At 31.1% G+C, this 26,882-nt stretch carries 33 protein-coding genes and 3 tRNA genes; 16 read left to right on the top strand and 20 right to left on the bottom strand.

Going from position 1 to position 26,882, the window contains the following annotated elements; genetic code table 11:
* Window positions 1-135: 135 nt before the first annotated feature.
* Genes mtxX through MEVAN_RS03355 form a run of 4 tightly spaced genes read left to right on the top strand, consistent with a single transcriptional unit; the run spans window position 136 to window position 2,959 of the window.
* Window positions 136-858, top strand: coding sequence for a methanogenesis marker protein Mmp4/MtxX (gene mtxX / locus MEVAN_RS03370; protein ID WP_011972466.1), 723 nt, complete (start codon window positions 136-138; stop codon window positions 856-858).
* Between the two features lie 19 nt (window positions 859-877).
* Window positions 878-1,672 carry a polyprenyl diphosphate synthase gene (gene uppS, locus MEVAN_RS03365; protein ID WP_011972465.1) on the top strand — a complete coding sequence of 265 codons (795 nt, stop codon included), beginning with the start codon at window positions 878-880 and terminating at the stop codon, window positions 1,670-1,672.
* A gap of 5 nt (window positions 1,673-1,677) precedes the next feature.
* Window positions 1,678-2,145: a hypothetical protein gene (locus MEVAN_RS03360; protein WP_011972464.1), complete on the top strand. Its 468-nt coding sequence runs from the start codon at window positions 1,678-1,680 to the stop codon at window positions 2,143-2,145.
* A gap of 7 nt (window positions 2,146-2,152) precedes the next feature.
* Window positions 2,153-2,959, top strand: a complete 807-nt coding sequence (locus MEVAN_RS03355) for an MBL fold metallo-hydrolase (protein ID WP_011972463.1) — start codon at window positions 2,153-2,155, stop codon at window positions 2,957-2,959.
* A gap of 58 nt (window positions 2,960-3,017) precedes the next feature.
* Here the strand turns inward: MEVAN_RS03355 and MEVAN_RS03350 are convergent, their stop codons facing one another.
* The 3 genes from MEVAN_RS03350 to MEVAN_RS03340 are packed head-to-tail and all read right to left on the bottom strand — an operon-like array spanning window position 3,018 to window position 7,611.
* Window positions 3,018-3,413 (bottom strand): PIN domain-containing protein, encoded by a 396-nt coding sequence (locus tag MEVAN_RS03350; protein WP_011972462.1) that lies wholly within the window; start codon window positions 3,411-3,413, stop codon window positions 3,018-3,020.
* Window positions 3,414-3,420: 7 nt separating this feature from the next.
* Window positions 3,421-6,480: an AAA family ATPase gene (locus MEVAN_RS03345; RefSeq protein ID WP_011972461.1), complete on the bottom strand. Its 3,060-nt coding sequence runs from the start codon at window positions 6,478-6,480 to the stop codon at window positions 3,421-3,423.
* 3 nt (window positions 6,481-6,483) lie between these two features.
* Window positions 6,484-7,611, bottom strand: a complete 1,128-nt coding sequence (locus MEVAN_RS03340; RefSeq protein WP_011972460.1) for a DNA repair exonuclease — start codon at window positions 7,609-7,611, stop codon at window positions 6,484-6,486.
* Between the two features lie 128 nt (window positions 7,612-7,739).
* Between MEVAN_RS03340 and MEVAN_RS03335 the strand changes: the two genes are divergently transcribed.
* Entirely contained in the window at window positions 7,740-8,546 is an 807-nt protein-coding gene (locus MEVAN_RS03335; RefSeq protein WP_011972459.1) for an RlmF-related methyltransferase, read from the top strand.
* Window positions 8,547-8,603: 57 nt separating this feature from the next.
* Here MEVAN_RS03335 and MEVAN_RS03330 read toward each other — a convergent pair whose 3' ends face one another.
* Together MEVAN_RS03330 and frhD are read right to left on the bottom strand one after the other, a co-directional pair.
* Window positions 8,604-8,804 carry a hypothetical protein gene (locus MEVAN_RS03330; protein ID WP_011972458.1) on the bottom strand — a complete coding sequence of 67 codons (201 nt, stop codon included), beginning with the start codon at window positions 8,802-8,804 and terminating at the stop codon, window positions 8,604-8,606.
* A gap of 70 nt (window positions 8,805-8,874) precedes the next feature.
* On the bottom strand, window positions 8,875-9,357 hold the full coding sequence (gene frhD / locus MEVAN_RS03325; RefSeq protein ID WP_011972457.1) for a coenzyme F420-reducing hydrogenase, FrhD protein: 483 nt from the start codon (window positions 9,355-9,357) through the stop codon (window positions 8,875-8,877).
* Between the two features lie 114 nt (window positions 9,358-9,471).
* Here frhD and selB point away from each other — a divergent pair, with 114 nt between their 5' ends.
* Together selB and mvk are read left to right on the top strand one after the other, a co-directional pair.
* Complete coding sequence (selB, locus tag MEVAN_RS03320; protein WP_011972456.1) at window positions 9,472-10,878, top strand: selenocysteine-specific translation elongation factor; 1,407 nt, start codon at window positions 9,472-9,474, stop codon at window positions 10,876-10,878.
* 8 nt (window positions 10,879-10,886) lie between these two features.
* Complete coding sequence (mvk, locus tag MEVAN_RS03315; RefSeq protein WP_011972455.1) at window positions 10,887-11,846, top strand: mevalonate kinase; 960 nt, start codon at window positions 10,887-10,889, stop codon at window positions 11,844-11,846.
* 4 nt (window positions 11,847-11,850) lie between these two features.
* On the opposite strand, the gene MEVAN_RS03310 is transcribed toward mvk, so the two are convergent.
* The gene (locus MEVAN_RS03310) at window positions 11,851-12,975 is read right to left on the bottom strand and encodes a GTPase (RefSeq protein WP_011972454.1); all 1,125 of its coding nucleotides are present in this window, start codon (window positions 12,973-12,975) and stop codon (window positions 11,851-11,853) included.
* Window positions 12,976-13,072: 97 nt separating this feature from the next.
* A complete protein-coding gene (gene aroC, locus MEVAN_RS03305; protein WP_048059141.1) occupies window positions 13,073-14,203 on the bottom strand; it encodes a chorismate synthase in 1,131 nt (376 codons plus the stop codon).
* Between the two features lie 84 nt (window positions 14,204-14,287).
* On the opposite strand from aroC, the gene MEVAN_RS03300 reads away from it, so the two are divergent.
* From MEVAN_RS03300 to MEVAN_RS03290, 3 genes are all read left to right on the top strand, one after another.
* The gene (locus MEVAN_RS03300) at window positions 14,288-15,442 is read left to right on the top strand and encodes an FAD-dependent oxidoreductase (protein ID WP_011972452.1); all 1,155 of its coding nucleotides are present in this window, start codon (window positions 14,288-14,290) and stop codon (window positions 15,440-15,442) included.
* 40 nt (window positions 15,443-15,482) lie between these two features.
* Window positions 15,483-15,956: a YqaA family protein gene (locus MEVAN_RS03295; RefSeq protein WP_011972451.1), complete on the top strand. Its 474-nt coding sequence runs from the start codon at window positions 15,483-15,485 to the stop codon at window positions 15,954-15,956.
* Between the two features lie 93 nt (window positions 15,957-16,049).
* The gene (locus tag MEVAN_RS03290; RefSeq protein ID WP_011972450.1) at window positions 16,050-16,307 is read left to right on the top strand and encodes a HypC/HybG/HupF family hydrogenase formation chaperone; all 258 of its coding nucleotides are present in this window, start codon (window positions 16,050-16,052) and stop codon (window positions 16,305-16,307) included.
* A gap of 45 nt (window positions 16,308-16,352) precedes the next feature.
* Here the strand turns inward: MEVAN_RS03290 and MEVAN_RS03285 are convergent, their stop codons facing one another.
* The 13 genes from MEVAN_RS03285 to MEVAN_RS03225 all read right to left on the bottom strand — a co-directional run bounded on the left by MEVAN_RS03285 (window position 16,353) and on the right by MEVAN_RS03225 (window position 21,588).
* A complete protein-coding gene (locus MEVAN_RS03285) occupies window positions 16,353-16,541 on the bottom strand; it encodes a 4Fe-4S dicluster domain-containing protein (RefSeq protein ID WP_011972449.1) in 189 nt (62 codons plus the stop codon).
* Between the two features lie 80 nt (window positions 16,542-16,621).
* A complete protein-coding gene (locus MEVAN_RS03280) occupies window positions 16,622-17,557 on the bottom strand; it encodes a phosphopyruvate hydratase family protein (protein ID WP_011972448.1) in 936 nt (311 codons plus the stop codon).
* Window positions 17,558-17,589: 32 nt separating this feature from the next.
* On the bottom strand, window positions 17,590-17,760 hold the full coding sequence (locus tag MEVAN_RS03275) for a DNA-directed RNA polymerase subunit K (RefSeq protein ID WP_011972447.1): 171 nt from the start codon (window positions 17,758-17,760) through the stop codon (window positions 17,590-17,592).
* A 40-nt stretch (window positions 17,761-17,800) separates the two neighbouring features.
* Window positions 17,801-17,874: transfer RNA gene (locus MEVAN_RS03270), tRNA-Pro, on the bottom strand.
* Window positions 17,875-17,911: 37 nt separating this feature from the next.
* Window positions 17,912-18,118 (bottom strand): DNA-directed RNA polymerase subunit N, encoded by a 207-nt coding sequence (locus MEVAN_RS03265; RefSeq protein WP_011972446.1) that lies wholly within the window; start codon window positions 18,116-18,118, stop codon window positions 17,912-17,914.
* Between the two features lie 37 nt (window positions 18,119-18,155).
* Window positions 18,156-18,560 carry a 30S ribosomal protein S9 gene (locus MEVAN_RS03260; protein ID WP_011972445.1) on the bottom strand — a complete coding sequence of 135 codons (405 nt, stop codon included), beginning with the start codon at window positions 18,558-18,560 and terminating at the stop codon, window positions 18,156-18,158.
* A 13-nt stretch (window positions 18,561-18,573) separates the two neighbouring features.
* Window positions 18,574-18,987 (bottom strand): 50S ribosomal protein L13, encoded by a 414-nt coding sequence (locus MEVAN_RS03255; RefSeq protein WP_011972444.1) that lies wholly within the window; start codon window positions 18,985-18,987, stop codon window positions 18,574-18,576.
* A 20-nt stretch (window positions 18,988-19,007) separates the two neighbouring features.
* Window positions 19,008-19,370 (bottom strand): 50S ribosomal protein L18e, encoded by a 363-nt coding sequence (locus tag MEVAN_RS03250; RefSeq protein WP_011972443.1) that lies wholly within the window; start codon window positions 19,368-19,370, stop codon window positions 19,008-19,010.
* 80 nt (window positions 19,371-19,450) lie between these two features.
* Window positions 19,451-20,038: a DNA-directed RNA polymerase subunit D gene (locus tag MEVAN_RS03245; RefSeq protein WP_011972442.1), complete on the bottom strand. Its 588-nt coding sequence runs from the start codon at window positions 20,036-20,038 to the stop codon at window positions 19,451-19,453.
* Between the two features lie 12 nt (window positions 20,039-20,050).
* Entirely contained in the window at window positions 20,051-20,425 is a 375-nt protein-coding gene (locus tag MEVAN_RS03240) for a 30S ribosomal protein S11 (protein WP_011972441.1), read from the bottom strand.
* Window positions 20,426-20,434: 9 nt separating this feature from the next.
* The gene (locus MEVAN_RS03235; RefSeq protein WP_011972440.1) at window positions 20,435-20,971 is read right to left on the bottom strand and encodes a 30S ribosomal protein S4; all 537 of its coding nucleotides are present in this window, start codon (window positions 20,969-20,971) and stop codon (window positions 20,435-20,437) included.
* A gap of 21 nt (window positions 20,972-20,992) precedes the next feature.
* Window positions 20,993-21,442 (bottom strand): 30S ribosomal protein S13, encoded by a 450-nt coding sequence (locus MEVAN_RS03230; protein ID WP_011972439.1) that lies wholly within the window; start codon window positions 21,440-21,442, stop codon window positions 20,993-20,995.
* A 58-nt stretch (window positions 21,443-21,500) separates the two neighbouring features.
* A tRNA-Ser gene (locus MEVAN_RS03225) sits at window positions 21,501-21,588 on the bottom strand.
* Between the two features lie 408 nt (window positions 21,589-21,996).
* On the opposite strand from MEVAN_RS03225, the gene MEVAN_RS03220 reads away from it, so the two are divergent.
* The 6 genes from MEVAN_RS03220 to MEVAN_RS03195 all read left to right on the top strand — a co-directional run bounded on the left by MEVAN_RS03220 (window position 21,997) and on the right by MEVAN_RS03195 (window position 26,863).
* Window positions 21,997-22,070 (top strand) — tRNA-Cys (locus tag MEVAN_RS03220).
* A 182-nt stretch (window positions 22,071-22,252) separates the two neighbouring features.
* Complete coding sequence (gene lysS / locus MEVAN_RS03215) at window positions 22,253-23,854, top strand: lysine--tRNA ligase (RefSeq protein WP_011972438.1); 1,602 nt, start codon at window positions 22,253-22,255, stop codon at window positions 23,852-23,854.
* Between the two features lie 184 nt (window positions 23,855-24,038).
* A complete protein-coding gene (locus MEVAN_RS03210) occupies window positions 24,039-24,497 on the top strand; it encodes a hypothetical protein (protein ID WP_011972437.1) in 459 nt (152 codons plus the stop codon).
* A gap of 158 nt (window positions 24,498-24,655) precedes the next feature.
* Window positions 24,656-25,432, top strand: a complete 777-nt coding sequence (locus tag MEVAN_RS03205; protein WP_011972436.1) for a hypothetical protein — start codon at window positions 24,656-24,658, stop codon at window positions 25,430-25,432.
* A gap of 93 nt (window positions 25,433-25,525) precedes the next feature.
* A complete protein-coding gene (locus MEVAN_RS03200) occupies window positions 25,526-26,323 on the top strand; it encodes a 2-oxoacid:ferredoxin oxidoreductase subunit beta (RefSeq protein WP_011972435.1) in 798 nt (265 codons plus the stop codon).
* 9 nt (window positions 26,324-26,332) lie between these two features.
* A complete protein-coding gene (locus MEVAN_RS03195) occupies window positions 26,333-26,863 on the top strand; it encodes a 2-oxoacid:ferredoxin oxidoreductase subunit gamma (protein ID WP_011972434.1) in 531 nt (176 codons plus the stop codon).
* Window positions 26,864-26,882 lie beyond the last annotated feature (19 nt).

Below are 26,882 nucleotides of genomic sequence, written 5' to 3'. Positions count from 1 at the left end.
TAACAATTTTTAGCTAATTTTATTTTTTTCACTACTACTGCTAAAAATATTTTATACAATTTGCATAATATATAGTTAGTTATTATATCTTGTGAACACTTTCTTTTTTAATATTATTACAAATGGTGCATAATTGTGTATGCTATTGGCGTTGGTAAAAACAAAAAAGAAGTTTTAATTGCAGTTGAAAATTTAAAAAAAGAGGGCATTTTAGTAGAAACTGTGGAAGATTCAGAAGAGTTAATTCAAGGGCTTTTAAGCCGAAAATACGAGGGAGTTATCCGCGGGACTCTTTCTTCATCCGAAGTTATACCAAAGTTAAAGGAAAAAATTGGAAGGTTTTACCGAGCATCAATTTTAAAAAATCCATTTACTGGGCAAGTTTTTCTACTTACTCCAGTGGGTATCGATGAAATCAAAGATGATTTTTCTGATAAACTGGATATCATTAAATATTCCTCTGAATTTATACAAGCTATTGGATTAATCCCAAAAATAGGGCTTTTATCAGCAGGAAGGCTTTCAGATGTAGGGAGAAGTTTAAAAATCGATGAATCGATAGAAAATTGTGAAGAAATTTTAAAAAAAGTAAAAAATTCGAATGAACTAATGAATGTTCAAATCGAACACCGGGGAATTTTAATAGAGGAGTATTTAAAAGATGGATTTAACATAATAGTTGCAGATGATGGAATTTCTGGAAATTTGTTATTTAGGGTATTTGCACTTGTATTTGAAATTGAAGGTTTTGGTGCCATTATTTTAAATAGTGAAAAAGTTAAGTTTATAGATACAAGCCGTAGCGGAGATTCTAAAAGGTATTATAACGCAGTTAAATTTTTAAAAAATGGATTTTAAGTAGTTACTGGTGATTTTTTTGCCTCTTTTTATGTTTTACGAATATTTATGTAAATTTGGACTGTTAAAAATCTACGAAAAAGAAATCGAAGCTCGAGTTATAAAGCATCCTCTTCCAAAACATGTTGGAATTATAATGGATGGAAACAGGAGGCTTGCAAAAAAAATAGGTGAAAATCCGGAAATCGGGCACCATTTAGGGGCTTCAAAAGTTAGGGAAGTTATAAACTGGTGCGTTTCTCTTGGGATACATACTGTTACACTTTACGCATTCTCCCTTGAAAATTTTGAAAGGCCAAAAGATGAAGTTAATGTATTAATGAACCTTTTTGAACGTGAATTTCTGGAAATTGCAAAACATCCCGATATCCATAAGAATAAAATCCAGGTAAATGTAATAGGTCGAAAAAAACTACTTCCAAAACATGTTCAAGATGCAATAAATTATGCAGAAGAACAAACAAAGTTTTATTCGGATTACTACGTTAATTTTGCAATAGCCTATGGCGGTCAACAGGAAATTGTGGATAGCGTTAAGAAAATTGCAAAAAAGGTAAAAGATGGTAGTTTATCAATTGAAGAAATAAATCTTGAACTAATTTCAGAAAATCTATATACTAGCCATTTACCATGTCCAAATCCTGATTTAATTATAAGAACATCTGGTGAAGAAAGAATAAGTAATTTTTTAACTTGGCAGTCATGCTATTCTGAACTATATTTTTGCGAAACTTACTGGCCCACATTTAGAAGAGTAGACTTTTTAAGATCTATTCGGGAATACCAAAAACGTGAAAGACGCTATGGAAAGTGAATATCATGGAGAATTCTTTAATTGTTATTTTAATGTTAATCGTGTTTTCAGGCTGTATCTCTAATGAAAATCTTGAACCTACAAATGATAATATTAATTTAAAGATAGATATATCAAACGATACAAATAATTTTTCAAAAAATTCAAAAGAAAATGACTTAAATATTAACAAAAAAGTTAAAATTCCATTTAACGTGCTTGAGTTAGGAATTTATGGAAATCCTTATCGAAATTATAAAAGTGAAATTATTGAAAATAATACCGTAATTAAAATTCATGCCGGAAAAAAATTTGGGCTTGATAACGAAATAAGAATAGATTCGATTTACGAACAAGATGCAGTATTATATGTAATAATTTTAGAAACAACGTCGGAAAATTATGCCGATAAAAGGATAGTTTACCCTTACGAAATAGTTATTGTAGAAGGCATTTATCGAAATATTGAATATATAAAAACCGGTAAAAATTAAGGTCGTGATGAATTTGGGATTTGAAATAACGTTTCTTGGTGGCGGAGGCGGAAGATGGGAAAGCATTACCCAAAATAAGGGAACAGGCGGATTTAGAATTTCTGATGGTAAATTAATTGCACATGTTGACCCCGGTCCTGGAACCCTTGTTAGGATGAACCAACTTAATATTAATCCTTGGAAAACAGATATATTATTTGTTTCACACTGCCACCCTGATCATTACACTGATGCTGAAAGTATTATTGAAGCAATGACCAAAGGAATGACAAAAAAACAAGGTTTGCTTATTGGGAATAATTCCGTATTAAATGGGAACAAAAGATTTGAAAAAGGAATTTCGGCGTATCACCAATCAAGAGTATTTGAAAAAATAGTTTTAAAATCCGGAGATTTTTCAAAAGTTCAAAATTGGAAAATAACTGCAACTTCTACAAAACACAACGACCCTGAAACAATTGGGTTTAAACTTGAAACGGATTTTGGAACTATAGGTTATACGAGTGACTCAGAATACATTAATTCATTAAGCAGTGACTTTGAATCAGTAGATATTTTAATTGCAAACGTTATTCGGGTTAAAAATCAAAAAGTTCCAGGACACATGTGTTCAAACGATATAATTGAAGTTTTAAACTCAATGACAAAAAAACCAAAATTGCTTGTAATGTATCATATGGGGATGAAAATAACTGAACCTGATTTAGAAGCAAAATATATTTCAAAAAATACGGGAATTTCCGTAGAACCTGCAAAAATCGGTTTAAAAGTAAATTTAGATAATCGGTACATTACTTTAGAATACTTGCTATAATCTTATAAATTGCCATATAAACTATTTAAAAATTTATTACATTTTTAAATTTTTAAAGTTATATTAGATATCCTTGAAACTCAAAATGCGTTTTTTGCTTTATTAAAACTATTGGAATTCCATGATCCATAACGTCTCTTTTTAGCTTTTTATCATTCGTACATATTATAACGCTTTTATTTTCTTTAGAATAGTTTAAAATAATATCGTCTGCATATTTTCCAGTATTATATTCTATTATCTCATGATTTTTGGCAAATTTAATTGCTAAATTAACGGATAATTTTTCTTTTCCTTTAAATTCCATCTTTAATTTTTCAAGTTCGTCTACTACACATTTTAGCATACATAATTTGTAATTTACATCTAAAACACTTCTTAGCTCATGTTCAAAGTTTATGCAGTGTTTAAAACTGTATATTAAAAAATTTGTGTCGGGGATTACTTTATACATTAACTATCTACTCTAAAGTTACTTTTGATATTTCGCCAATTTTTCGAACTGTAAGTATATTGTCTGCAATCTGTTCTAACTCTTGGTGATGTGTAATTATTGCCATTTGACTTATTGTTTTTATATTTCTAAATATATTTAACAAATTTTTACGCCGTTCTTCGTCAAGATATGCAGTAGGTTCATCTAAAATAATGCATTCAATATTATTACAAACGGCTTTTGAAATTCCAAGTCTAAGTGCAAGTGAAACTGCAATCTGTTCGCCCCCACTTAACGTTTCTACTGGAAGGCCGTCAACAATTAAGCTGTAATCCTCTTTTAACTGTATATGTGAATAGGGAAGTTCGAATTCCTGAAAAATTTGATTAGCATGTCTTTGAATTAGTGGAATGTATTTTTCTCTTAAATATTTTTGAAAACCATCTTTTGAAAATACTTCTCTCCTAATCTTTTCAAGATATTCTTTAAACGATTCAATTTTTTGTTTTTCTTCCTTTTTTAGTGCAAGTTCTTTTATTTTTTTATTAAGACTCTCGGAATTTTCTTTTTTGACTGTTAATTCAGAACTAATTCTTTCGAACTTTTTTGAAAATTCGTGTAATTCTTTTAGAATATTTTCAAAATAAATGTTTAATTCTTTATGGCGTTCTTCATTATAGTTTATTTCTTGAATATCATTTATAAGTTTATTTCTTAACGTATTTTTTTTAGTTAAAACTGAATATTTTTCAAAAGTTTTTTCTCTTAAGTAGTCATTTAATTTGGTAATTTCGATAGAATATGCCTTAGAATGGCTTTTTAAAACAGCCATGCTTTCCATAAATTCCTCATAATATTTTTTATGCATCGATAATTCCACTTCTAAATTCGATTTTTCAGTTTCCCATTCTAAATATTGTTCAACAAGCCCTAATTTTGAATAAATATTATTTTTTACGTTTGTTAGTTCAAAATTTAACACTTTTTCCCGTTCTAAATTTTGAAGTATCTCTTTTAAGTTATCTTTTAACGTTTCAAGGTCTTTTTTCATTAACTGAATTTTTAAAACATCATAATCCCCAATGACCTTTAAAAGTTCTGATTGGGTAGTTAAAACGTTGTTTTCATCAATATTATTTAAAAATTGAATGCAGTACTGGTATTTATTGTTAATTTCTTTTAATCTCGATTTTTGTAATTCGTAATTGCTAAGTTCACTTTTAATCACTTCGTATTCACATAAATTTTTTTTCATGTCCGTTAATTTTAACTCAAGCTCGTTAATTGAATTTTCAACCTTTAAAATAGAATTTTTCTTTTCTAAGAGTTCTCCATATTTGGGTTTTAATCCATTAATTATTTTTAATTCGCTATTTAAAATTTCTTTTTTCCGATTTAATATTTCAACCTGATTTTTAAGACTTTCAATTACCTTTTCAAGATTTTCCTGTTCTAATTCATAAGCTAAAAGTAGTTCCTGCTTTTTGTCGTTGGTTATTTTGGATTTACAGATGTTACATTCATCCACTGTTTTTTCAAGTTCGGCTTTAGATACTAAACTGTTTTTTAAAACAATTTCATTTCCAGCTATAACTTCAGTCAATTTTGATATTTTTTCACAGATCTGGTCGTACTTATCTTTAGTATTTTTTTCAAGGTTTATCTTTAATTCAATATCCATAAATTCTTTCAATGATTTGTTTAATTGCATTTTTTCATTATTTTCTATATTTAAACGTTTTTCAAGTTCTATTTTTTCTTTTAAGCTATTTGCATACTGATTTTTTTTCAAATTTAGTTCTGAAATTTTTTCAACTGCAATATCGTAATTTTTCGAATCAATTTCAAACTCTTTTTTCAGCTTTTTTTGATTGTTTATTTCCAAAATTTGTTTTTCAACAAATTCAAGTTCCGAAATCTTTTCTTTAATAAAATCAAGTTTTAAAATTTCTTCGTTTAATATCACTAAATATTTTTTAAGGTCTTCTATAGAATGACTTTTTAAATCTTTGTTGTTAATATTTTTCAAAATTTGAACTTCGTTTAAATTTAGATCCTTAAATGATTCCTGAAAACTGTATTCATTTATTTTTTTACCTATTTCCAAAATTTCCATGCTTAATGATTCTTCTTTTAATTTTAATTTCTGAAATGCATCGTATTCTAATTTATGACTTTTTATTTTTTCTGAAAGTTCTTTTATTCTTGATTCAACTTTTAAATACTTAAAATAGTTTTCTTGGTTGTTTTCAAGTTTTAAGGATTCATAGTCAACAGATTTTAATGAATTTTCAAGATTTTGAAGTTCCAATGAAATATTTTTAATTTCTGAAATATTTTCTTGTAAATCTTCCCTTAATTTAGTAATTTTTATAAATTTTTGGTTAAATTCAGTTAATTCGTTATTTTTTTCAACTTTAATATTTTCTAAATTTATAATTTCGTTATTAATTTCTTTTTTTAGCGTTTCAAGTCTTAATATCTCTAAATTTAGCTTTTCCAGTAAATTAGTTACTTCGATTTCTTGTTTAAGTTCCCCATTAATTTCAAAAAGTCTTTCTTCGTAAGCTTTTTTAATAATATTTATCTTTTCATAGACTTTTTCATATCTTTCAATTCCAAGGAGTTTTCCAATGACTTCTTTTCTATCTCCAGACGTCATCTGTATTAAATTTGCAATTTCGCCCTGTTTTATATACACTGCATTTGAAAATATGCTGTTATCAAGTTCCAATATTTCTTCAATCTTTTTATTAACCTCAGATGATGATTCTACGTTTAAAATACCATTGATGTATAATTTATCTTCAGTTTTATTTTGGTACCTTTTTCTTTTTACCAAATATGAATTACCTCGTATTTCAAATTCTAACTCTATTGAAAACGATTTAGAGCCTTTTTGCATCATATTATCTATTTTAAAGTTTGCACCTCGGGGAGAAAATAGTGCAAAGTTCATGGCCTGAAAAATAGAGGATTTTCCGCTGCCATTATGTCCAATTATTGTCGTTATCCCTTTATTGAGCTGTAGTTTAGTATTTCTATGGCTTTTAAAGTTTTCAATCTTGATACTTTTAATTATCATTAATTACTGCCCCCTGTAATGATTGTTAAAATAATTATCAGTATACTCGATGCACTCTTTTTCGCTTTCAAGCAATTTTTTGTAGAGTTGATATACGAAATCAACAGGCATTTCTTTTTGCTTAACGTATTCTTGAAATACCTCTTCAATATTATTTTCATTAAATGAAATGGATTCAAAACCTTCTTCGTCAATCTTATTAAATCTACTGTAAAGAACCAGACTTTTTAATTCTTCTAAAGATGTATTAAATATATTTTCAGAAACATTACAGTATAATATTGGTTTTTTTAAATTATTTTCAAAACTTTTAAGCTCTAAAATTAGTTCTTTAAGGTCTTTTTCATTTTCTATTTTTTTATCAGTTAAAAAGTTCCTACATTCTGTATCTATTTTTTCAACGGAATTTATATCAAAGTCCCTGCTTAAATCTCCAAGATAAAAACCTTTTTTATGTTTTTTATAATTAGAAACTTCGCTAACTGACATTATTTCAGTTGAACCAGCATAAGAAAATACTGAATTTCCGTCATTTACTGGTTTTAATGCCCGTTGATGGATATGGCCACCTGCAAAGTAATTAAAATCTGTTGGAAAGTCAGTAATCTGCAGTTCAAAACTTTGAGGCATGAATGGGGTTACACTCTGGTGAAAAAGCAATATTTTTTTATGATAATTTTTTGAATCTAAAATAATTTTTTGAATGTCTTCGTGGCTTTTTTGAATTTTATTTTGAGGGGCGTATTCTATTCCTCCAATAAATACGCTGTCTTTAAAAACATGGCTTTTTTCCCTTAAAAAAGTTTTCAAGCTACTTCCTACAATTTTTTTTAAGATTCCAAAAGGCCTACCCTTTTGTTGGCTTTTTGGAATGTCGTGGTTTCCATGTATTAAATATATCGGTATATTTTTTTCTTTTAATTTCAAAAAGCCTTCAATTGCAGTTCTAAGAGCATTTACTGAAGGCTGTGGACTTTCAAAAAGGTCGCCACTGTGGATTACAAAGTCTGGTTTTATTTCGATAATTTTGTCAATACATTCCATAAATGATTCATAAATATCATTTTCCCGTTCATCAAGATTATATTGGCGGTATCCAAGATGACTATCTGATAAATGAATGAACTGCATAATATCGCTCCAGAAATACTAATCAAAACAAAACATGTTTTAGTGTATTTTTAATTATCTTTTGTAATCGTTCATTAAATATTTTTTTATACTTGTTTGATAATCACTTTTAAAATAAATGTGAAAATATGAAGCTGGATTTAAACGATTTGGGATTAAAAATTGAAGATGCAATTAATGTAAATAAAAAATTGCTTGATTATGTACATTATAAGTTTGAAAAACCCAAAATAGATTTTAAAAATAAAGAGGCAATGAAAGAATATAATATTGCTATATTAAAAGGGGTTTTTGGATTAGATATGGATTTTCATGAAGATGCGCTTATTCCCACTCCAATAAATCGATATCTTTTTATAAACGAGGTTTTTATAAAAAAACAAGGTATAAAAAGCGTTTTAGAAATCGGAACGGGCTCTGGAATTCTTTCAATAATGATTGCAAAGTATTTTAATTCAAGATGCACTGCAACAGATACTTTAAACGAATATTTAGATATTGCAATGGAAAATATATGTAAAAATAAGTTATCTAATGAAATAGACCTATTAAATTCAAAAGGAAAAATAATTGAAGGTATAGCTGAATTAACTGGCAAAAAGTTTGATTTAATAATATCTTACCCTCCTTACTATGCAGAAAACTCGGTTGCATCAAAAAAAAGCTTTGGAGGGGCCTATGCAAATGAAATCGAGCTCATTGGTGGTGGAAAGTATGGTGAGACGTTTTCGGAAAAAATTATCGAAGAAGGAATGAATTTTTTAAATGAAAACGGAGCTATTGCAATAATGTTTCCAGAAAAACCCTATGAACGGCGAAAACTTGTTGAGGATAAAATTTTAGAGCTTGGAATGGCTCTTGAAAAATCCACTATAAAAACTGGAAAAAGAATACGTCACATACTAATGGCCGTGAAGGTAGATAAATTAAATTAAATTAAATTAAATTAAATTATTCGATAAATTTAAATTATTTGTACTTTTATGAAAAAGTCAATTAATAGTGTTATACGATACTATTTCAATTTTTGAAAGAATTTCAAAAGTCTTCCCTTTAATTTTTGGAATAATTTTGCCACCATATTTTTTTATAACAATATCTTTTGCTTCAAAAGGATTTTCTGCATTTATGATTTCAGTTTTAACTACTTCTTTATCTCCTGTAAAAAATAGGCGTATGATGTAACATTTCATTAAGTTTCCCCCATTCAAAAAACTTACAAGTAAACTATTTTATAAATAGTTAAAATAAGTATTGAAAAAATTACCTAGAAAGTTCTTGAAGAACAAGTTTAACTGCATCATCAAGAGAGTCTTTAACTTCTTTAGTTAGCCCTACTTCAATATCTGGGGTAGTTACTCTTTTTGCTTGGCATCCAACAATTACAACATCCATTCCAGCATTTTTAGCTTTAATTAGGTAATTAGAAAGGGGCATATCGTGTGCATCAAAAGTGTATTTTTTTATTTTTGAAAGATCGTTAATCGATAAAATTTTTAAGGTACCGGGGGGCAATTTAAAATCTATAATATCGACTATAATGATTTTTTTAGTAATACAGCTTTCATCCATTAATGACATTAAATAAAATGGAGCCCCAGTTCCTGCATCAATTAAACCAACGTTTTTAGGCAGCTCCATTTTTTCAAGCCTTGAAATAACTTCATATCCAAACCCGTCGTCTGCAAATATTACATTACCGCAACCAAATACTAAAATTTCGTATTTTAGGGAATCAGGCATCATATTTAACCACCAATAATGACTTTTACTTTGTTTAATCCTTTTTATACTTAATATAATATATAGTCTAGGGAGCTAAGAATACATAAACTTTAGAATAAAAAAGGGTAGAATGACATGGATTTTATAAATATTAATTTGGGTATTTTTGGACATATTGATCATGGAAAGACAACACTTTCAAAAGTTTTAACTGAAATTGCATCAACATCAGCACTTGATAAGCTTCCGGAATCTCAAAAACGTGGAATTACTATAGATATTGGATTTTCTTCTTTTAAGCTTGAAAATTATCGTGTAACTCTTGTAGATTCTCCAGGACATGCAGATTTGATTAGGGCAGTAGTTAGTGCTGCAGATATAATTGACCTAGCATTAATTGTTGTAGATGCAAAAGAGGGCCCAAAAACGCAAACTGGGGAACACATGCTTATTTTAGACCACTTCAACATTCCAACAATAGTGGTAATGACAAAGGTTGATAATGCAAATCCTGATGAAATTAATAGGACAAAGCTGTTTATGCAAACCATACTTAAGTCAACTAAAAATCTTAAAGAAAGTTTAATAATCCCAATTTCTGCAAAGACTGATTTTGGAATTTCTGAACTTAAAAACACGATTTTTAAAACGTTAAATGATATGGAAATAGTTAGAAAAACAGATAGCTATTTTAAAATGCCAATAGACCATGCATTTCCTATAAAAGGTGCAGGAACCGTTGTAACGGGGACTATAATTAAGGGAACTGTTAAAATAGGGGATGAATTGAGGATAATTCCAATAAATATCGGTGCAAAAGTAAGGAGTATACAATGTTTTAAAGAAAGTGTAACTTTTGCAAAAGCAGGTGATCGAGTTGGGATGGCAATTCAAGGGGTGGACTCAAAACAAATCTATCGAGGATGTATATTAACTTCAAAAGATACTAAATTACAGGCAGTTAATAAAATTGTTGCTAAAATAAGGGTTTCAGATATATTTAAATACAATTTAACGCCTAAAATGAAGGTTCACTTAAATGTGGGAATGTTAATTGTTCCAGCAGTAATTGTGCCTTTTAAAAAGGTAGATTTTAGAAATTATACTGAAAATGTTATTTTAGATGAAGTAGTTTCTGGAAATGAATGCTATTGTGCGTTTGAACTTGAAGAAAAAGTTTTAGCAGAATTTGGCGATAGGGTTTTAATTACGAGGCTTGACCTTCCACCAACAACACTAAGAATCTGCGGTCATGGCGTAATTGAAGAATTTAAACCTATAAAAGACTTAAATATTAAAAAGGAAGTTTTAAAAGAAGGAAATATTAAAGTAGACAAGGGAAGAACCGTAATTGAAGGACTTTCCGAATCAAAAGTCGCTGCTGAAAAATTAATTGGTGAAGAGATTTCAATTGTTGGAAAAGATATTGTTGGGAAAATAAAAAGCACTTTTGGAACAAAAGGACTTTTAATGGCGGACTTTAATGGAAATGTTGAAAATCGTGATAAAATAAATTTAAAACGACTTAGAAGGTGGGGTTAGGTAAAAACATGACATTAACTGTTAAAACACCTTCAAAAGTCATATTATTTGGGGAACATGCGGTTGTAGATGGATATTCTGCAATTGCAATGGCAATAGATCTTAAAACAACAGGGGAAATTAAAGGTAATTTTGAAACAATAACAATTGAACTTTCAGATTTAAATGAAATTTTTGAAATAGCTCCTAAATTAATTAAAGAATTAGATATTTCAAATTTCAGTCCCTCTTTAAAGTATGTATTATGCGCTACAAAGTATGCAATAAACTACCTAATTGAATTTAAGGGTTTAACGTCAATAACTCCGTTTAAACTTAAAATATTTTCAGAAATTCCCGTAAGCTGCGGTCTTGGTTCTTCGGCATCAGTTGTTGTAACAACAATTAATTCAATTTCAAATTTTTATGGAATTTCCCTTAAAAATGAAGAAGTAATTAACATGGCTTATTCGGTTGAAAAGGATATTCAAGGGCGTGCAAGTATAACTGACACTGCAACAATTACCTTATCTGGAATGATTGAAATTTATGCTGGAAATTATAAAATAATGCCAAAAGAACTCAGTGAATTTATAAAAACGTGTAATTTTTTAATTGTTAACGTTGAAGAAAGAACGAGAAAAACAGCAGATTTAGTGTGGGAAGTTTCAGAACATCCTCAAAAAGAGGAATTATTTAAAAAAATCGGGACGATAATTGAAAAAGTAAAACATAACCGTTCAAAAGAAGAACTTGGAAAATTAATGGTTGAAAACCATGAAATTTTAAAAAAATTTGGAATTTCAACTGAAAAGCTAGATTTGGTTATTGAAGCTTCAAAAAAGTATGCACATGGTGGAAAATTAACCGGTGCAGGAGGGGGCGGTTCTGTAATAATTCTTCTAAAAAATGAAAAGGAAGAATTATTAAAAGAACTTAAAAAAATCGGAGTAACAGGAACTTTTGAGTGCAAAATGACAAATTTTTAATAAATTAATCTGCTTTCTGACCTACTCCAATGTAAATTCTATGTTTTCCAATTTTTCCACCGCCAAGTGAATAAATTTCAATTTTATTTTCTCTTGCAAGTGTTTCAACTTTTTTCCGCCCAGAATCCTGTGACTTTTCAGAAAAAGAAATTAAAACTACTGCATCATCTAATTTTTTCATCCCAATAACGGGTTTTGTGTTAATTTCCCCAAGCGAATTGATTCCTTCTAAGTGTGAAATTACGAGATTTGCATCGTCAATATATGGGAATTTTTCAAGGTGTTTTGTAATAAAGTCTATATTTTTTGTTCGTTTTTGTTCGTATTTTCGAATGTTTATCCGGTAATAATTTAATTTTCCATTTTGAAAGTCCCTAATTATCGATTTTGAAGTCCTATCTAAATCTATTTCGTTATCTTTTGATAAGAAATTTAACTTACTCCCGATTTTTGATATATCATTTTCAGTTATTTCTTCTTCAAATTCTAAATTATAATACTCTTTTAAAATGGTTTTATCAAATGATTGGATTCTTTGAAGTATTTTTATTGCAGGAAATAGTATATTTTTTGCCTTTTCATACCTTAAAGCACCAGATATTACCAGTTCATCTTCGTCTTTTGGTTCGATTATTCCTGGAGAATCAAGCAATTTAATGTCTTTTGTTAGTTTTACCCACTGTTCCCCTACAGTTAATCCTGCCGTAAGGCCACTTTTTGCACTTCTTCTTCCAGTAAGTGCATTAATAATTGAGGACTTTCCAACGTTTGGATACCCTACAATTCCAACTTTTCCGTGTTTTATGTTTTTTATACTCAAATAAATTTTAATTTCATCTCTTAAAATACTTGTTCCAAGTTTTTCTTTAGCACTCATGAAAACTACTGATGAATCAGGGTTTTCTTTTTTAAATTTTGCTTTCCATTTTTCAAGGATTTCTTTTGGAACGAGGTCTGACTTATTAAGTACATAAATTAGTTTTTTATTTTTTTCAATCGTGTACTTTTCAAGAAACCTGTTTCTTGTGGTTTCAGGGTCTCTTGCATCGATTGCTAAAAGCACGATGTCGCACTCGAAAATAATTCTATTAACCATTCTTTTCATGGGGACTTTGTTTTCCATAATCATCAATCTTAAAATTTTTAAATAGTTATCAAACTTGGATTCAGGTAATATATAATACAGTCAGTTTCAACCAAAATTTTAAAATAAAAATTACTTAATTTTAGATGTTACTTAATTTTGAAGGATTTATAAATCCGCTTGAAATCATTAAATCAGCAATAGTTATTGAAACCATTGATTCTATTACAGGTATTACTCTTGGAACAATTATTGGGTCGTGCCTTCCCCCGATTTTTATTGGCACAGTTTCAAGTGTTTTTATATTTACTGTTTCTTGGGTTTTTGAAATTGAAGGAGTGGGTTTAATTGACGCCCTTATAACTACTGGTGCTCCAGTACTAATTCCGCCCAAAATTCCTCCCGCATTATTTGTTTTTGGACATATTATTCCATTTTTAAAATAAAATTCATCGTTCATTTCGCTTCCAAAAAGTCTTGACGATTCAAATCCTTTTCCAACTTCAAAACCCTTAATAGAATTTATACTCATGACTGCACTTGAAAGCCGTCCTTCTAGCTTATTAAAAATTGGGTTCCCAATCCCTTTTGGAAGCCCATATATAACAACTTCAACAACTCCTCCAACACTATCTTTTCCATCTATCGCTTTGAATACATATTCGTTCATTTCATTAGAATTTGTGGAAGGACATCTTAAAACGCTATCTTCAATTTGATTAGAAAGTTTTTGAATGTTTAAATCACTTTCAAAAAATTCTGGATTATTATAATAGTTAAAATCACCTTTAATAGTTCCAATTTCCGTTGTATATCCAATTACTTTGATTTTATGCGTATATTCAATAAGTTTTTTAGCAATGGCTCCGCCGATAACATTTCCAATTGTAGTTCTACCGCTACTTCTCCCCCCGCCCCTGTAATCATAGTTTCCATATTTTAATTGGTAGCTTAAGTCAGCATGTCCTGGTCTAGGGGTATCTTTGATAGCCGTGTAATCTTTTGACTGTTGACTTTTATTATATACGATACATGAAATAGGCGTTCCAGTGGTTTTTCCTTCAAAAATTCCAGATAAAATTTCCACCTCATCTTCTTCTTTCCGCGGGGTTGAAAATAAACTATATCCTGGTCTTCTTCTGTTCAATTCGTACTGAATATCATTTTCAGTTAAGGGGAGATTTGAAGGACAGCCATCTATTACTGCACCAAGTGCTTTTCCATGGCTTTCGCCCCACGTGGTAACTCTAAAAGTATCTCCAAAAGTGTTCAACATATCACCAGAATATTTTCGTAAGATTTAAACATGTTACTTGAAATATTATACAATACTACTTTAAAAAATGAGGGGATTTTTATGATTGCAGTTGTCGGCGCAGGGCCTGCGGGATTATCATGTGCAAGCATGCTTTCCAAATTTGGACTTTCAGTTGAACTCTTTGAACGAGATAAGTTAGGAGGCACTTGTCTAAATTATGGTTGTAGGTATATTAATGCATTAAAAGATGTTTCAGACACTATTGAAAGTTTAAATTCAATAAAAGGTAAAAAACACACTTTAAATGATATACTCTCTTTAAGCGATTTACATAACAAGATAGATAATATTCATGAGGTAATGAGGGAAAATTCTCTTGAATCCCTTACTAAAAAAGGAATAGTAGTTAAATTTAAAGAATTTAAAGAAGAATATGAAAAAGATTATGATTACGTGGTTTATGCAACAGGTTATGACTATCCTACCAGTTTTGAAGGCGTAGAATGTGCAAAATACAATGAAATTCCATATATAAGAAAATTACCTAAAAAAGTCCTTGTAATTGGGGGGGGCACCGTTGCTGCAGAATATGCATCCATATTTTCAACTTTTGGAAGTGATGTAACAGTATATGTTCGATCAAAATTTTTAAAAATGATTGAAGATGATGAAGTTCGAGAGTATATCATAAACAACATTTCTAATTTTAAAATAACGAGTGATATCAACGTAATGAGAAAAATGTTAAATGATAATGAGTATTTTAATGTATTGGCTGTTGGAGGTACACCTAAATATAAAACAAACGAATTTCTTCAAGTAGATGGAAAAAATAATGTTTATGCCTGTGGTGATGCTGTGAAAGGGGGCTACACTCCGATTGCAAATCGAGAAGGAAAACTTGTTGCAGAAAATATCTATAACGCCATAAAAGGTATTCCTTTAAAAAAAATGACCTATGGTATAAATATTTCTACAATTAGGATGCCTATGAATATTTCAGTACTTGGAAAACAGACATTAAACTTTAAAACAACATATAATCGCCCAGGTAGTGGTTACTATTTTAAAAAGTCCGAAAAAAGAGGAATGAATAGGATTTATTATGAAAATGGAAAAGTTGTTGGTGCAATTGCAATGACTCCCGCAACGGATGTTTCCCCTTATTTTTTACAATATATTAAGGGAATTGATGTTTACAATGAATTTTTAGAGGTTTATCCTTCAAACGACCCGTTCTACTGGCAGGTATAAATAGGAATATGCGATAAGTATTATGAAAAAAGGGTAAAAAATGGATTTAACCAAATTAGGAATAGGCCTTGTTGAAGAGTATGGTTATTATGCCCTATTTTTAATAGGCTTTTTCGAACCCATTTTCCAACCAGTCCCAAATGAAATTTTTATGATTGCAGGAATAACCCTTGGAATGGACTGGAAATTGGTTTTAATATCTGCAACAATTGGAATTACGTTAGGAAGCAGTGTAACATACTATTTATCTTCAAAATATGGTGAAAAACTTGTTTTAAAACTATTTGGGCGGGAAAAGTACTTAAAATCCCAAGAATTCCTAAAAAAATGGGGCTTTTTTGGGATAATTATTGCAAGTTTTGCTCCGGTGCCGTTTGAATTAATCTGTTGGACATCTGGAATTTTTAAAATGCCCTTTAAAGTATATATTTTCGCTGTTTTTTTTAGTAGGATTATAAAATATACTTTGATTGTACTCCCATTTGCAGCAATTGCTAAATTCTGGCAATTTTAAGGATTTTTTTCAAATTTTATCGATATTTATAAATAGATTGATTATAAAATTATCACTAGTATTTATACTTCTAATTTTAATCTCGGTGAAAATATGTGTCTTGCAATTCCCTCAAAAGTGGTTGATATATTTGAAGAAGACGGCCAAAAATATGCCATAGCAGAATACAAAGGCGTTAGACAAAAAGCAAAACTCGCCCTTTTAGAGGGGGTGAATGTAGGAGATTATGTATTGATACATACGGGCTATGCACTCGAAAAAATGAATGAAGAAGATGCAAAATTAAGTTTGGATGCTTGGGAAGAACTTTTTGAGGTATTAGATGAAATGAATGGCGTAAAAAAGCAATAAAAAATATATTAAATAATTCATATTTAATTTATTTTAATCTATTATTTAGTCTTCTTTTACTATTATTGCATCAGTTGGACATACGTCAATACAAACAAGGCAAAATGTACAGTCTGATTCCCTCATAACTATTACTTTATTCTCTTTAATTTCAAATACCTCGGTTGGACACGTATTTACGCACTCCGCACATTCTGGACCTTTACACTTATTGTAGTCAATTATAACACTCATTTTATCCCCCCTTTTCTGATAATATAATTTATAGATAAATGTATTAAAAATTATGGATAAAATATGGCGTAAAAAAGTTGTTAAAATCGTGTAATGTTTGGATTGTTTAATATTCGTTCAATATTCCAAAGTTCATTTAATACTTTTGAATTAATACTTGCCCGTAAAAAAGGAATTTTGAATCCTATTGCAATATGGGGAAAAGAGGTATTGTCCCCCTCAATTACGGTGTTAAGCCCTTTTTCAGAAATATAATTCACGTAGTAACTCATTTCAGTAAGTGTGCCCATCTGGTACGGGTTAAATTTTGAAAAATCTGCTTCTTCATCGATATTTTCAGTACATAGTATTCCATCGAAGTCTATTATTTCATGACTTTCCAAATAATCGATTTCTTCAATATTTGCCCCATATTCTAAAATTTTAGCACCTGCTAAAATTTCAACGTCCTCTTCATCTGAAACATTAGATATTATTTCTTTGAATTTTTCAATATCGTTAAATACGTTTTTTGAAATATATTCCCCGTAGTTGTTTTTAAAAGAGTACTCTTTTGAAAGTTCTGAAAGTATCGTATTATATATATGAATCATTTCTCCAATGGATTCTGCCATTGGAATTGCTAAAAGTTGGTTAGAACCATCAGAAACGAGTGAACATCCAACTACAGGTAGATTAGATGATAAAACTCCCCCGATATGTTTAAATAATGGAATATCTACGCTGTTTGCAGCGGCTCTTGCGATACTTATGGAGGTCCCCATCGTGACTTTAGTATTGTCTACGGACGTATCGCAGATTATTGAATCGATAATGTCTTGGTCATATGCCGGATAACCAACTAGCTCTGGAGCAAGTATATTTTCAACATCGGATATTGCAAAATCCGGATTTTCAACATCAATTACGTCGTATCCAATACCATTATTAGTTAATGTAGCAATACGAACCTGAATTTTTGAGTTTTTAAACACTTTTTTTGCAGTTACCCGTTTTATGGAGGTGCTGTTTTCCACTAAAATCCCCCTAATAAAAAATGGTTAAAATATTACTTTAATGGTTTTTTAACGCACAAAGGAATTTTTCCCTGCTTTACTTCTTCTTCAGCGAGATTTAACGACGAAGATTTATCTGATTCCACAGTTAGGGGGGCCCCATCTGAAATTTGAAGGGACCTTGCACCTACTAATCTTGCAGTTTCGAATTTGGTTAATTTCATGAAATCACCCTAACGGAGTAATCTATATTTTAATAAAATATGGGGCTGCCGAGATTCGAACTCGGGTTGCACGCCCCCCAGACGCACAGGATGGCCAGGCTACCCCACAGCCCCTAAATACAGGGTAATTATTAAAATGTAATTACCTATTTTATCTGTATTCGACAATATCATCGAATAATTCTTTTCCATTTTCAAGCCTGTGGGATGCAAACATCCTTCTACAGCAGTATTTTGTAACGCCTAAGTCGTTTAAAATTTCTTCTGGACTTTCTACATTTGAAAGTCGGGTTTTGTATTCATCATAAACTTCAGAAATTACATTCCCGCAAGAAAAACATCTGATTGGAAATATCACTATTACCACCTAAAAAACGTAAAGGGAAGAAAAATAATTATCTGTATGACTTTTGTCTTCTAGCTCTTGGACCTTTTGATGATTTACTTGGTTTGTGAGGCTCAGTTCTTCTTGCATCACTTACAAGCAAAGTTCTGTCGTAGCTTAAGAACATTTCTTTTAATTCCATTTTTCCGGTAAATTCAATAATTGCTTTACCTAAAGCGGTTCTTGCAGCATCCATTTGGCTTACAGTTCCACCGCCTTTAACATCTACATCTACATCAATACTGCCTAATATTTCACCCGCTAATATTACAGGTTCCATTAACTTCATTTTGATGTATTTAGGTTCCATTAATTCTAATGGTTTTTTATTAATTCTTATTTTACCGCTTCCTTCTGTTGCAGTAGCTCTTGCAATTGCGGTTCTCCTTTTACCTACGGTGTGGACTACCTTCACACTTTCACCTCAATTAGAATTTAGCACCTAAGTATTGGCTTAATTCTCCAACTGTTACGTATTTGATAGTATTTGGCGCACTACCTAAGCTAATGTCGATAGAAATTCCTTCTGGAACTCCAACTTCAACTTTTATACTTTTAAATGCGTTTACTCCTCTATCCTTTTTATATGGGAGCATTCCTCTAATGATTCTTCTGATAATTGCATCAGGTCTTCTAGGGAATTTTGGACCCATTCTATTAGGATTTGAGATACTTTTTCGTTCTCTTAACTGCGTATACTTTTGGAAGATAAAATCTCTGTTTCCAGTTATAATCGCTTTTTCAGCGTTTACAATTGTAACTTCTTCTCCACTTAATGCAACTTTTGCAACGTATGATGCCAGTCTTCCAACAACCGCATTTTCAGCGTTTACAACAACCATACTTCCACCTTAATGTTTAATTAGGCCATAATAATTACTTTGGACCCTTTTGGGTTTTCAGCGATAATTTGTTCAATTGATAAGCATTTTCCACCAACTGATTCAATTGCAGACTTTGCAGTCTCTGAAAATGAAAATGCTGCAACAGTTACTTTTGTCTTTAATGAACCTGCCCCTAATACTTTGCCAGGAACTAAGATTACATTACCTTCTGAAGCATATCTGTTGATTTTACTCACATTTACTTCAATTTTCTTTCTAGCTGGTTTGGATAATTTTTTAGCAACATCTTTCCAGATTGGTGCACTATTTTTGAACGATTCTTGTTTTAATGTTTGAATCAATTCAGTAGTTTTTGGGTTTGTAGCCATTGTTTTTCTCATAATTTCACCCGAATGATATAATACATTTCTCACTCGTTTCAAAACTAACATTTTGATAGTTTAAGATAATTAGTGAAAATTTAGTTGTCAGCATTTAATTCGTGACCTTCTAGTTCGGATAAAAAAATTTCCGCTTTGTTTTTTAAAATTTCAAGCGAAGATCTTATTATATCTTCCGCGTCCATGTTTCCGAATGACTCAATCGTAAATTCCACTTCGTCATTTGATATCTGTTTGTAAACCACATTACAAGGTTGCCACTTTGCATGAAATTTACCAGTACCAACAAGAGCTTCGGCTTCAAATTCTAGTTTTTGGCCTTCAGCTAATTTTACTATCGGAATATTTTCAAAAGCAATTTCACCAGCTTCAGATTTTAAATCTGATGAATATACGGTACATGGTCCTTCCTTAGACAGGGTAAATACGACAACTTCATCTCCACTGACGGGAACTCCCTTTACAGGTATCAAACCAAGTCTGTGTGCGAGAACTTCATCGTACATCGAAGACGTGTTTTCATAGAAGTATACATTTTCAATAGCATATGTAGGAACTTCCGAAATCATTAATCTTCTCAATGCACTGGAAAAAGATAATGGGGCTTTTAATTCCACTTTAACAATTTCCCCAGTTTTCTTTTTCTCTTTTTGGATATTTTTTATCAAAAAAATCACCAATTATCTGTTCTTTCTTTTTGGCGTAGTACCGTCGTGAGGAATTGGTGTAGCGTCTTCGATTCTACCGATTTTAATGCCTGCCCTTGATAATGCCCTGATAGCAGCTTGTGCACCAGGTCCAGGATTTTTGGACTTTTGACCGCCTGCTGCTCTGACTTTTACGTGAACTTGGTCAATTCCTTTATCTCTCATCAATTCTGCAATCTTGAATGCAGCTTGCATTGCAGCATATGGTGATGATTCGTCCCTTTGGTTTCTCACGATCATACCGCCTGAAACTTTAGCGATGGTTTCTGCTCCTGTTACATCCGTAACGTGGAGTATTGTGTTGTTGTAGGATGCATATATGTGTACTAATCCCCATTTTTGACTCATTTAATCACCTTATTGATTTTCCTCGCTTACTGCGGTAGTTCTTTCAGGGTGGTTCTCTAAAGCCATTGGTGAGTTAGGCACGTATCCTATTGCATTATTTTCAGAAACTGAAACTAAGTATGAAGGGGAAGTAACTCGTCTTCCATTTACTGCAATGTGCCCGTGAACAATGAGCTGTCTTGCCTGTTTAGCTGTTTTAGCAAGGCCTTTTCTGTATACCAGTGTTTGTAATCTTCTTTCAAGAATACTTTCAATGTTTAATGAAAGAATATGGTCAAGAGTAGGCTCTTGTTCAACCAAGATAGCGTATCTTTTTAAAACATTGAATAACTGAACAGCTTCTTTTCCACCTTGCGTGGTTGTGTCGCTGATCAATTTTCTTGCTTGTCTTCTGTAATTTCTTAATTGGGTTTCCATCTTCCAGAGTTCTTTTTTGTTAACCAAGCCATATTTATGGCTAATTTCTCTTTCCTTCTGGATTCTTTCCCCAATCCATGGATGGTTAGGTGTGTCGTATTTTTTACCTAATCTTCTTGGATCTCCCATTTTTTCACCTTTTTACTTTTTTTACTTCTTCCTCTTAACTCCCATTGTACTTCCTTTTCTGAAAGAACCTCTGGTTCTCTGTCCTCTACATGGTAATCTTAACTCGTGTCTGATACCTCTATAGCATCTGATCTTTTTCATGTTTCCAATGTCTTCTTGTACTGCGAGTACGAGGTCGGTTTCGATAAGGTGTTTGTCGAGTCCCGTGTAGACATCTTTTTTCCTGTTGAACATCCATGATGGAATACCGTGTTTTGCAGGGTCTTCTAAAACTGATTCAATTTTTAAAACATCCTCATCTGCTAAGTAACCTGCCTGTTGTTTAGGGTCTAATTCGGTAACTCTGATTAATGCCTTAGCCATAGCCCTACCGATACCTTTCACTTCTTGTAGTGCGTATTCGAGAGGGTTTTTACCTTCAAGGTCTGTTTTTGATATTCTGATTCTGTGTCTGAATTCTGTCTGAGTCACTCTTGCACCTCCAGAGATCTTCGTGTTTATGACTGTTAATTAGTAATAAAAAAATAAATGGCGCAGAGAGGGGGATTTGAACCCCCGCGAGGCAAAGCCTCATACGGTTTCCAGCCGTACGCCTTCCCAAGCTAGACTATCTCTGCACATTAGGTTATTAGGAATAACATATACCTGGCAACAATATTGAAAAATGTGCCATTCTAACCGTGTTTGAATCTGGGTTACCGTGTTTTCTATCATTGTATTACTTATGACCTTTCATTTATATAGATTTCGATTTAATCGAGACAGCTATATAAATTACTATATGCAGGTACCGTGTTTTATTCTGAATGAAATCTTAATTACATAAGATGTTATAATATATATTTGTTTGCATAATGATTTAAGTTTGGAATTCAGGATATTCATATTATCGTTCATAGTATTAACGTATTATATGACAATTTATTTGTCATTTTTAGGTCATTATATAATTGCGTACTCAATAACCAATAAGTTTATATATCTGAATCGTAATTCTTATTCTTGACTCTAATAGTAAGAGACGTGCCAAGGTAGTCTAGTCCGGCGAGGCAGCGGACTGCAGATCCGCTTCAGAGGGGTTCAAATCCCTTCCTTGGCTTTTTTTATTTTGAATACATTAATTTATTAATTTGGATTAATAAATGTTATTTTTTAGATTTTTCCAATGACAATACATAAGTTATATAAAATATTTTTTACTATATCCTAAAAAACCATTATTTTTGATTTAAACTACTATTTTTTGGTTTTTCACGTTTTAATATAATTGGAGGAAACACAATGCACTGGGCTGATGCAACAGCGGAAAAAATCATGAAAAAAAGAAATGTGGAAAAATACGTGGTTTCAAGTGGTATTACTCCATCGGGCCACATACACATCGGAAATGCGAGAGAAACACTGACTGCAGATGCAGTACATAAGGGACTTCTTAATAACGGGTTAGAAAGTAAATTAATTTTTGTTGCAGATGATTATGACCCATTAAGGAAACTATATCCATTTTTAACGCAAGATTTTGAAAAATATATAGGAATGCCTTTAAGTGAGATCCCTTGTCCTGAAGGATGCTGTGAAAGTTATGCTGACCACTTTTTAAAGCCATTTTTAAATAGCTTAAATGGACTTGGAGTCGAACTTACGACTTACCGAGCAAACGAGTGCTACAAAGCAGGAATGTATAATGAAGTAATTATAAAAGCACTTGAAAATAGGTTAAAAATCAAAGAAATTCTTGATTCATACCGAAAAGAACCGCTTGCTGATGATTGGTATCCATTAAACATAGTTTGTGAAAAATGCGGTAAAATGAATCAGTCAAAAGTAGTTGCATATAAAAGCGAAGATAAAACCGTAACTTACGTATGCAAATGCGGATTTGAAAACACAGTTAATCCATTTAACGGGATTGGAAAACTTCCATGGCGAGTAGACTGGCCTGCAAGGTGGGGTATTTTTGGAGTTACGGTAGAGCCAATGGGTAAAGACCATGCTGCATCAGGCGGCTCTTATGATACAGGAATTAAAATTGCAAGGCAGATTTATGAATATATTGCACCAGAAAAGATAGTTTACGAGTGGATTCAGTTAAAGGTAGGAGATAGGGCAATGCCAATGTCGTCTTCTGCAGGGGTTGTATTTGCAGTAAAAGATTGGAATGAGATATGCCACCCTGAAGTTTTAAGATTTTTAATTTTAAGGGGGAAACCAACAAAGCATATTGATTTTGACTTAAAAGCAGTTTCAAACCTTGTTGATGACTATGACGAACTTGAGAGAAAGTATTTTGAGTTAGTTGAAAAGAAAGAAACCGAAAGTTTGAATGAAAATGAAGAAGAAAAGTTAAGAATTTACGAATACACTACACCAAATATTCCAGAAAAGTTGCCTTTACAGGTGCCTTACAGGTTTGCTTCAATTATTGCACAGATTGCATGGAATGACGAAAAGCAGACAATTGATATTGAAAGAGTTCTTGATATTTTGGGAAGAAATGGGTATATGCCATCTAAATTTTCAGAATATGATATTAAACGACTTGAAACAAGGCTTAAAATGTCTAAAAAGTGGGCATCGGATTACGGTGAAAATTTAGAAATTTTGGGTCTTGAAAAAGCAAAAGAACAGTTTGAAATACTTTCAGAAAATCAAAAAGAATGGCTAACTGAATTTGCAAATAATTTGAATGAGATTGAACCTGACGCAAGTGTTATTCATGAATTAATGTATGAAAGTGCGATAAAATTGGGTTTAGAACCAAAAGATGCATTTACTGCTTCATACAACCTCCTTCTTGGTAAAAATTATGGCCCAAAGCTCGGGAGTTTTTTAGCCGCTCTTAAAAAGGATTTTGTAGTAAACAGATTTTTATTAAGAGAATAAATTATTATAATAAGTAATTATTTCGACTTTTTTAAATTTTTATTAAAGATATTATTTAAACTAAATTTAAATCAAAAAATATATAATACTTACCAGATATTATTTTTTACGTAATACTTAATACTTATATTAATATGGCCATATTTGGCCCAAAAGTAACACCCGGGTAAAAATGGGGTAAAAAATGTATTCTGAACTTTTAAGAAATGAGGTAATTTATAAAAAACTACCATTAGAATTTTTAGAGTATGTAAAAAACTTTTCAAGAACTATAAACTCAAATCTTGAAACTATTTCACCAACGGAATACCTTCAGGTGGTAATGTATACAATGCACATATTTAGGATACTTGAAAGTGAAATTGACAAAATTAGACTATCTGAAAATGAAGTATTTGACGTTGAAATCTTAAAAAAATATGCAAATTGGGAATATTTAAAACCGCCTGATATATATTATATTAAATTTTCAACATCTCGCACTGAAAAATTTGAAATAGTATATAAACTTACAATTCCTAAAAAAATTAAATGTAAGTATGACGATGAGATATATTCAACAATACTGCCTAACAAACGAATTATAAAATCAATATATAAGGTATTTATGAAGGTATCTAATAATATATGCCTTCAAAACTAATATTATTCGATTATTTATTTTTACTTCAAAGTTTTATTTTTTTACATAACATAAGATTTTAAAATTCAAATTTATTTTTCATTTTTGACCAAATATGCAAATGGTATAAAAATGAAAAATTACTATATTATCGGTAACCTATTTTAGCAGGGATAAAAATGATTGAAATTATTTCTTACCAAGAATTTAAGGGAAACGATAAAGCCATTGTTGACAGAGGATTTGAAAAATTAGTTGGAGAATTGAAGGAAAAATACGGTGCAGAGACACTATCTAGTGAAATAGATGATAGTGAATTATACACTCGAATAGATGAACTAAAAATAAAATTTGAAACGCTTATTGACTATATTACGTTTTGTATAAAGTACGGTGCAGATTTAGATGTACTTTCTCCTTCAAAATTAAAAATCTCTGGAAATGAAATGGGGGAAACAATATCTTATATCATAGACTTTTTTAAAAGATTTTCAGAAGAATATGGAATTGCTTTCAATGTATATGTCAAAAAAGATGTTGAATTAGATTTAGATGCATTAAAAAAAGGCATGTATGATGATGACGATATCTTCTGTTTTGAAGAAGAAGACGGTCTTTTAAGGGTAAAAGCAGTATTTTCTGGAGAAGGAAAATCTGAAGAAGTAGTCATTAAAAACATACTCGTATCTCTAAACCCCGATATAATTGTGAATAAAGTTATAACAAAACCAACGGAAATTGAAAAAGAAACTTTTTCTGGATTAATTGCAGTTGAAATGTTTTGTAATCCATTCGATATCGTAGAAGTTGCATACAAGTTTTTACCGCTTGCAGTTTCTTTTGAAAATTCAGATATTGAACTTGATATTTCAGAAATTCAGGATATTGGAAATGACCTTGGCGGTGCAATATTTGAACTAACACATGCTGCTGCTACAATGAAGGGAAAGAATTAAAAATAAAAATATAGAACTATTATTTAATTTAAAATTACTAACCTAAAGTTACTAATGAGAAATATACTTTTACGGGTATCAAGGTGAAAAAGCATGCATCCATCGTTAAAGTACATGAGAAAAGATAGATTGCCACATATATTCTGTTCAGGATGTGGTAACGGTATTGTTTTAAATTGCTTTACTAGCGTTCTTGAAAAACTTTCAATTGAAAGTGAAGATTATATTGCACTTTCAGGAATAGGCTGTTCTTCAAGAGTTCCCGGATACCTATACTGTGATTCACTACATACAACACACGGCCGACCGATTGCGTTTGCACTTGGGACAAAAGTAATTCAAAATGATAAAAAGGTCGTTGTGTTTACTGGAGACGGCGATCTTTCCGCAATAGGTGGAAATCACTTTATTCACGGCTGTAGGCGAAATATCGATATAACAGTAATTTGCATAAATAATAATATTTATGGAATGACCGGAGGCCAGTGTTCTCCAACAACTCCGCATGAAAAAAAGGCAACAACTGCCCCTTATGGAAATCCTGAAAACCCACTTGATTTATGCGAACTTGCAAAAGCAGCAGGTGCAACATATGTTGCAAGATGGACTACTGCAAACCCGATTCAACTTGTAAATTCTATTAAAAAAGGAATGGAAAACAAAGGATTTTCATTTATTGAAGTAGTATCGCAATGTCCAACGTATTATGGAAGATTTAACACTTCAAAAAAGCCTTCTGACATGATGAAAATATTAAAAGAAAGCACTGTGCCAATAAAAAAGGCAGAAACACTATCTAATGAAGATTTAATTGAAAAAATTATTGTTGGCGAATTTGTAAATATTCAAAAGCCAGAATACGTTGAACAGCTTAAAAAATTACAAGAATAGTGTGATACAATGAGAAAAGAGATAAGATTTTCAGGTTTTGGCGGTCAAGGTATAATACTAGCAGGAGTAATTCTTGGAAAAGCTGCTTCGATTTACGGTGAGAAAGAATCCGTTCAAACGCAAAGTTACGGGCCAGAAGCGAGAGGTGGGGCAAGTAAGTCTGAAGTAGTAATTTCCAATGAAGAAATAGATTTTCCAAAGGTAATTCAACCAGATATACTCATATCAATGTCCCAACCTGCATTTGATAAATATGGATTCGATTTAAAGGAAAATGCAGTTGTAATTATTGACAAAGACCTCGTAACTCTACCGGAAGGCTACGAAGAAAAATATGACGTTTATAAAGTTCCATTTACTGAAATTGCAAATAAAGATGTAGGTCTTTCAATTGTTGCAAATATAGTAATGCTTGGTGCTCTTGTAAAAATAACCGAAGTAGTTTCAAAAGAGGCTCTTGAAAAGTCCCTTTTAGATAGTATTCCAAAAGGAACTGAAAAAAAGAATATTTTAGCATTTGAAAAAGGATATAGTTATTAACATTTTAAATTTAACATTT

Origin of the sequence: Methanococcus vannielii SB, assembly GCF_000017165.1 — an archaeon.
Taxonomy (GTDB): domain Archaea; phylum AGJL01; class Methanococci; order Methanococcales; family Methanococcaceae; genus Methanococcus; species Methanococcus vannielii.
Note: the sequence above shows the minus strand (reverse complement) of the source record. Positions and strands in the feature narration are given on the sequence as shown.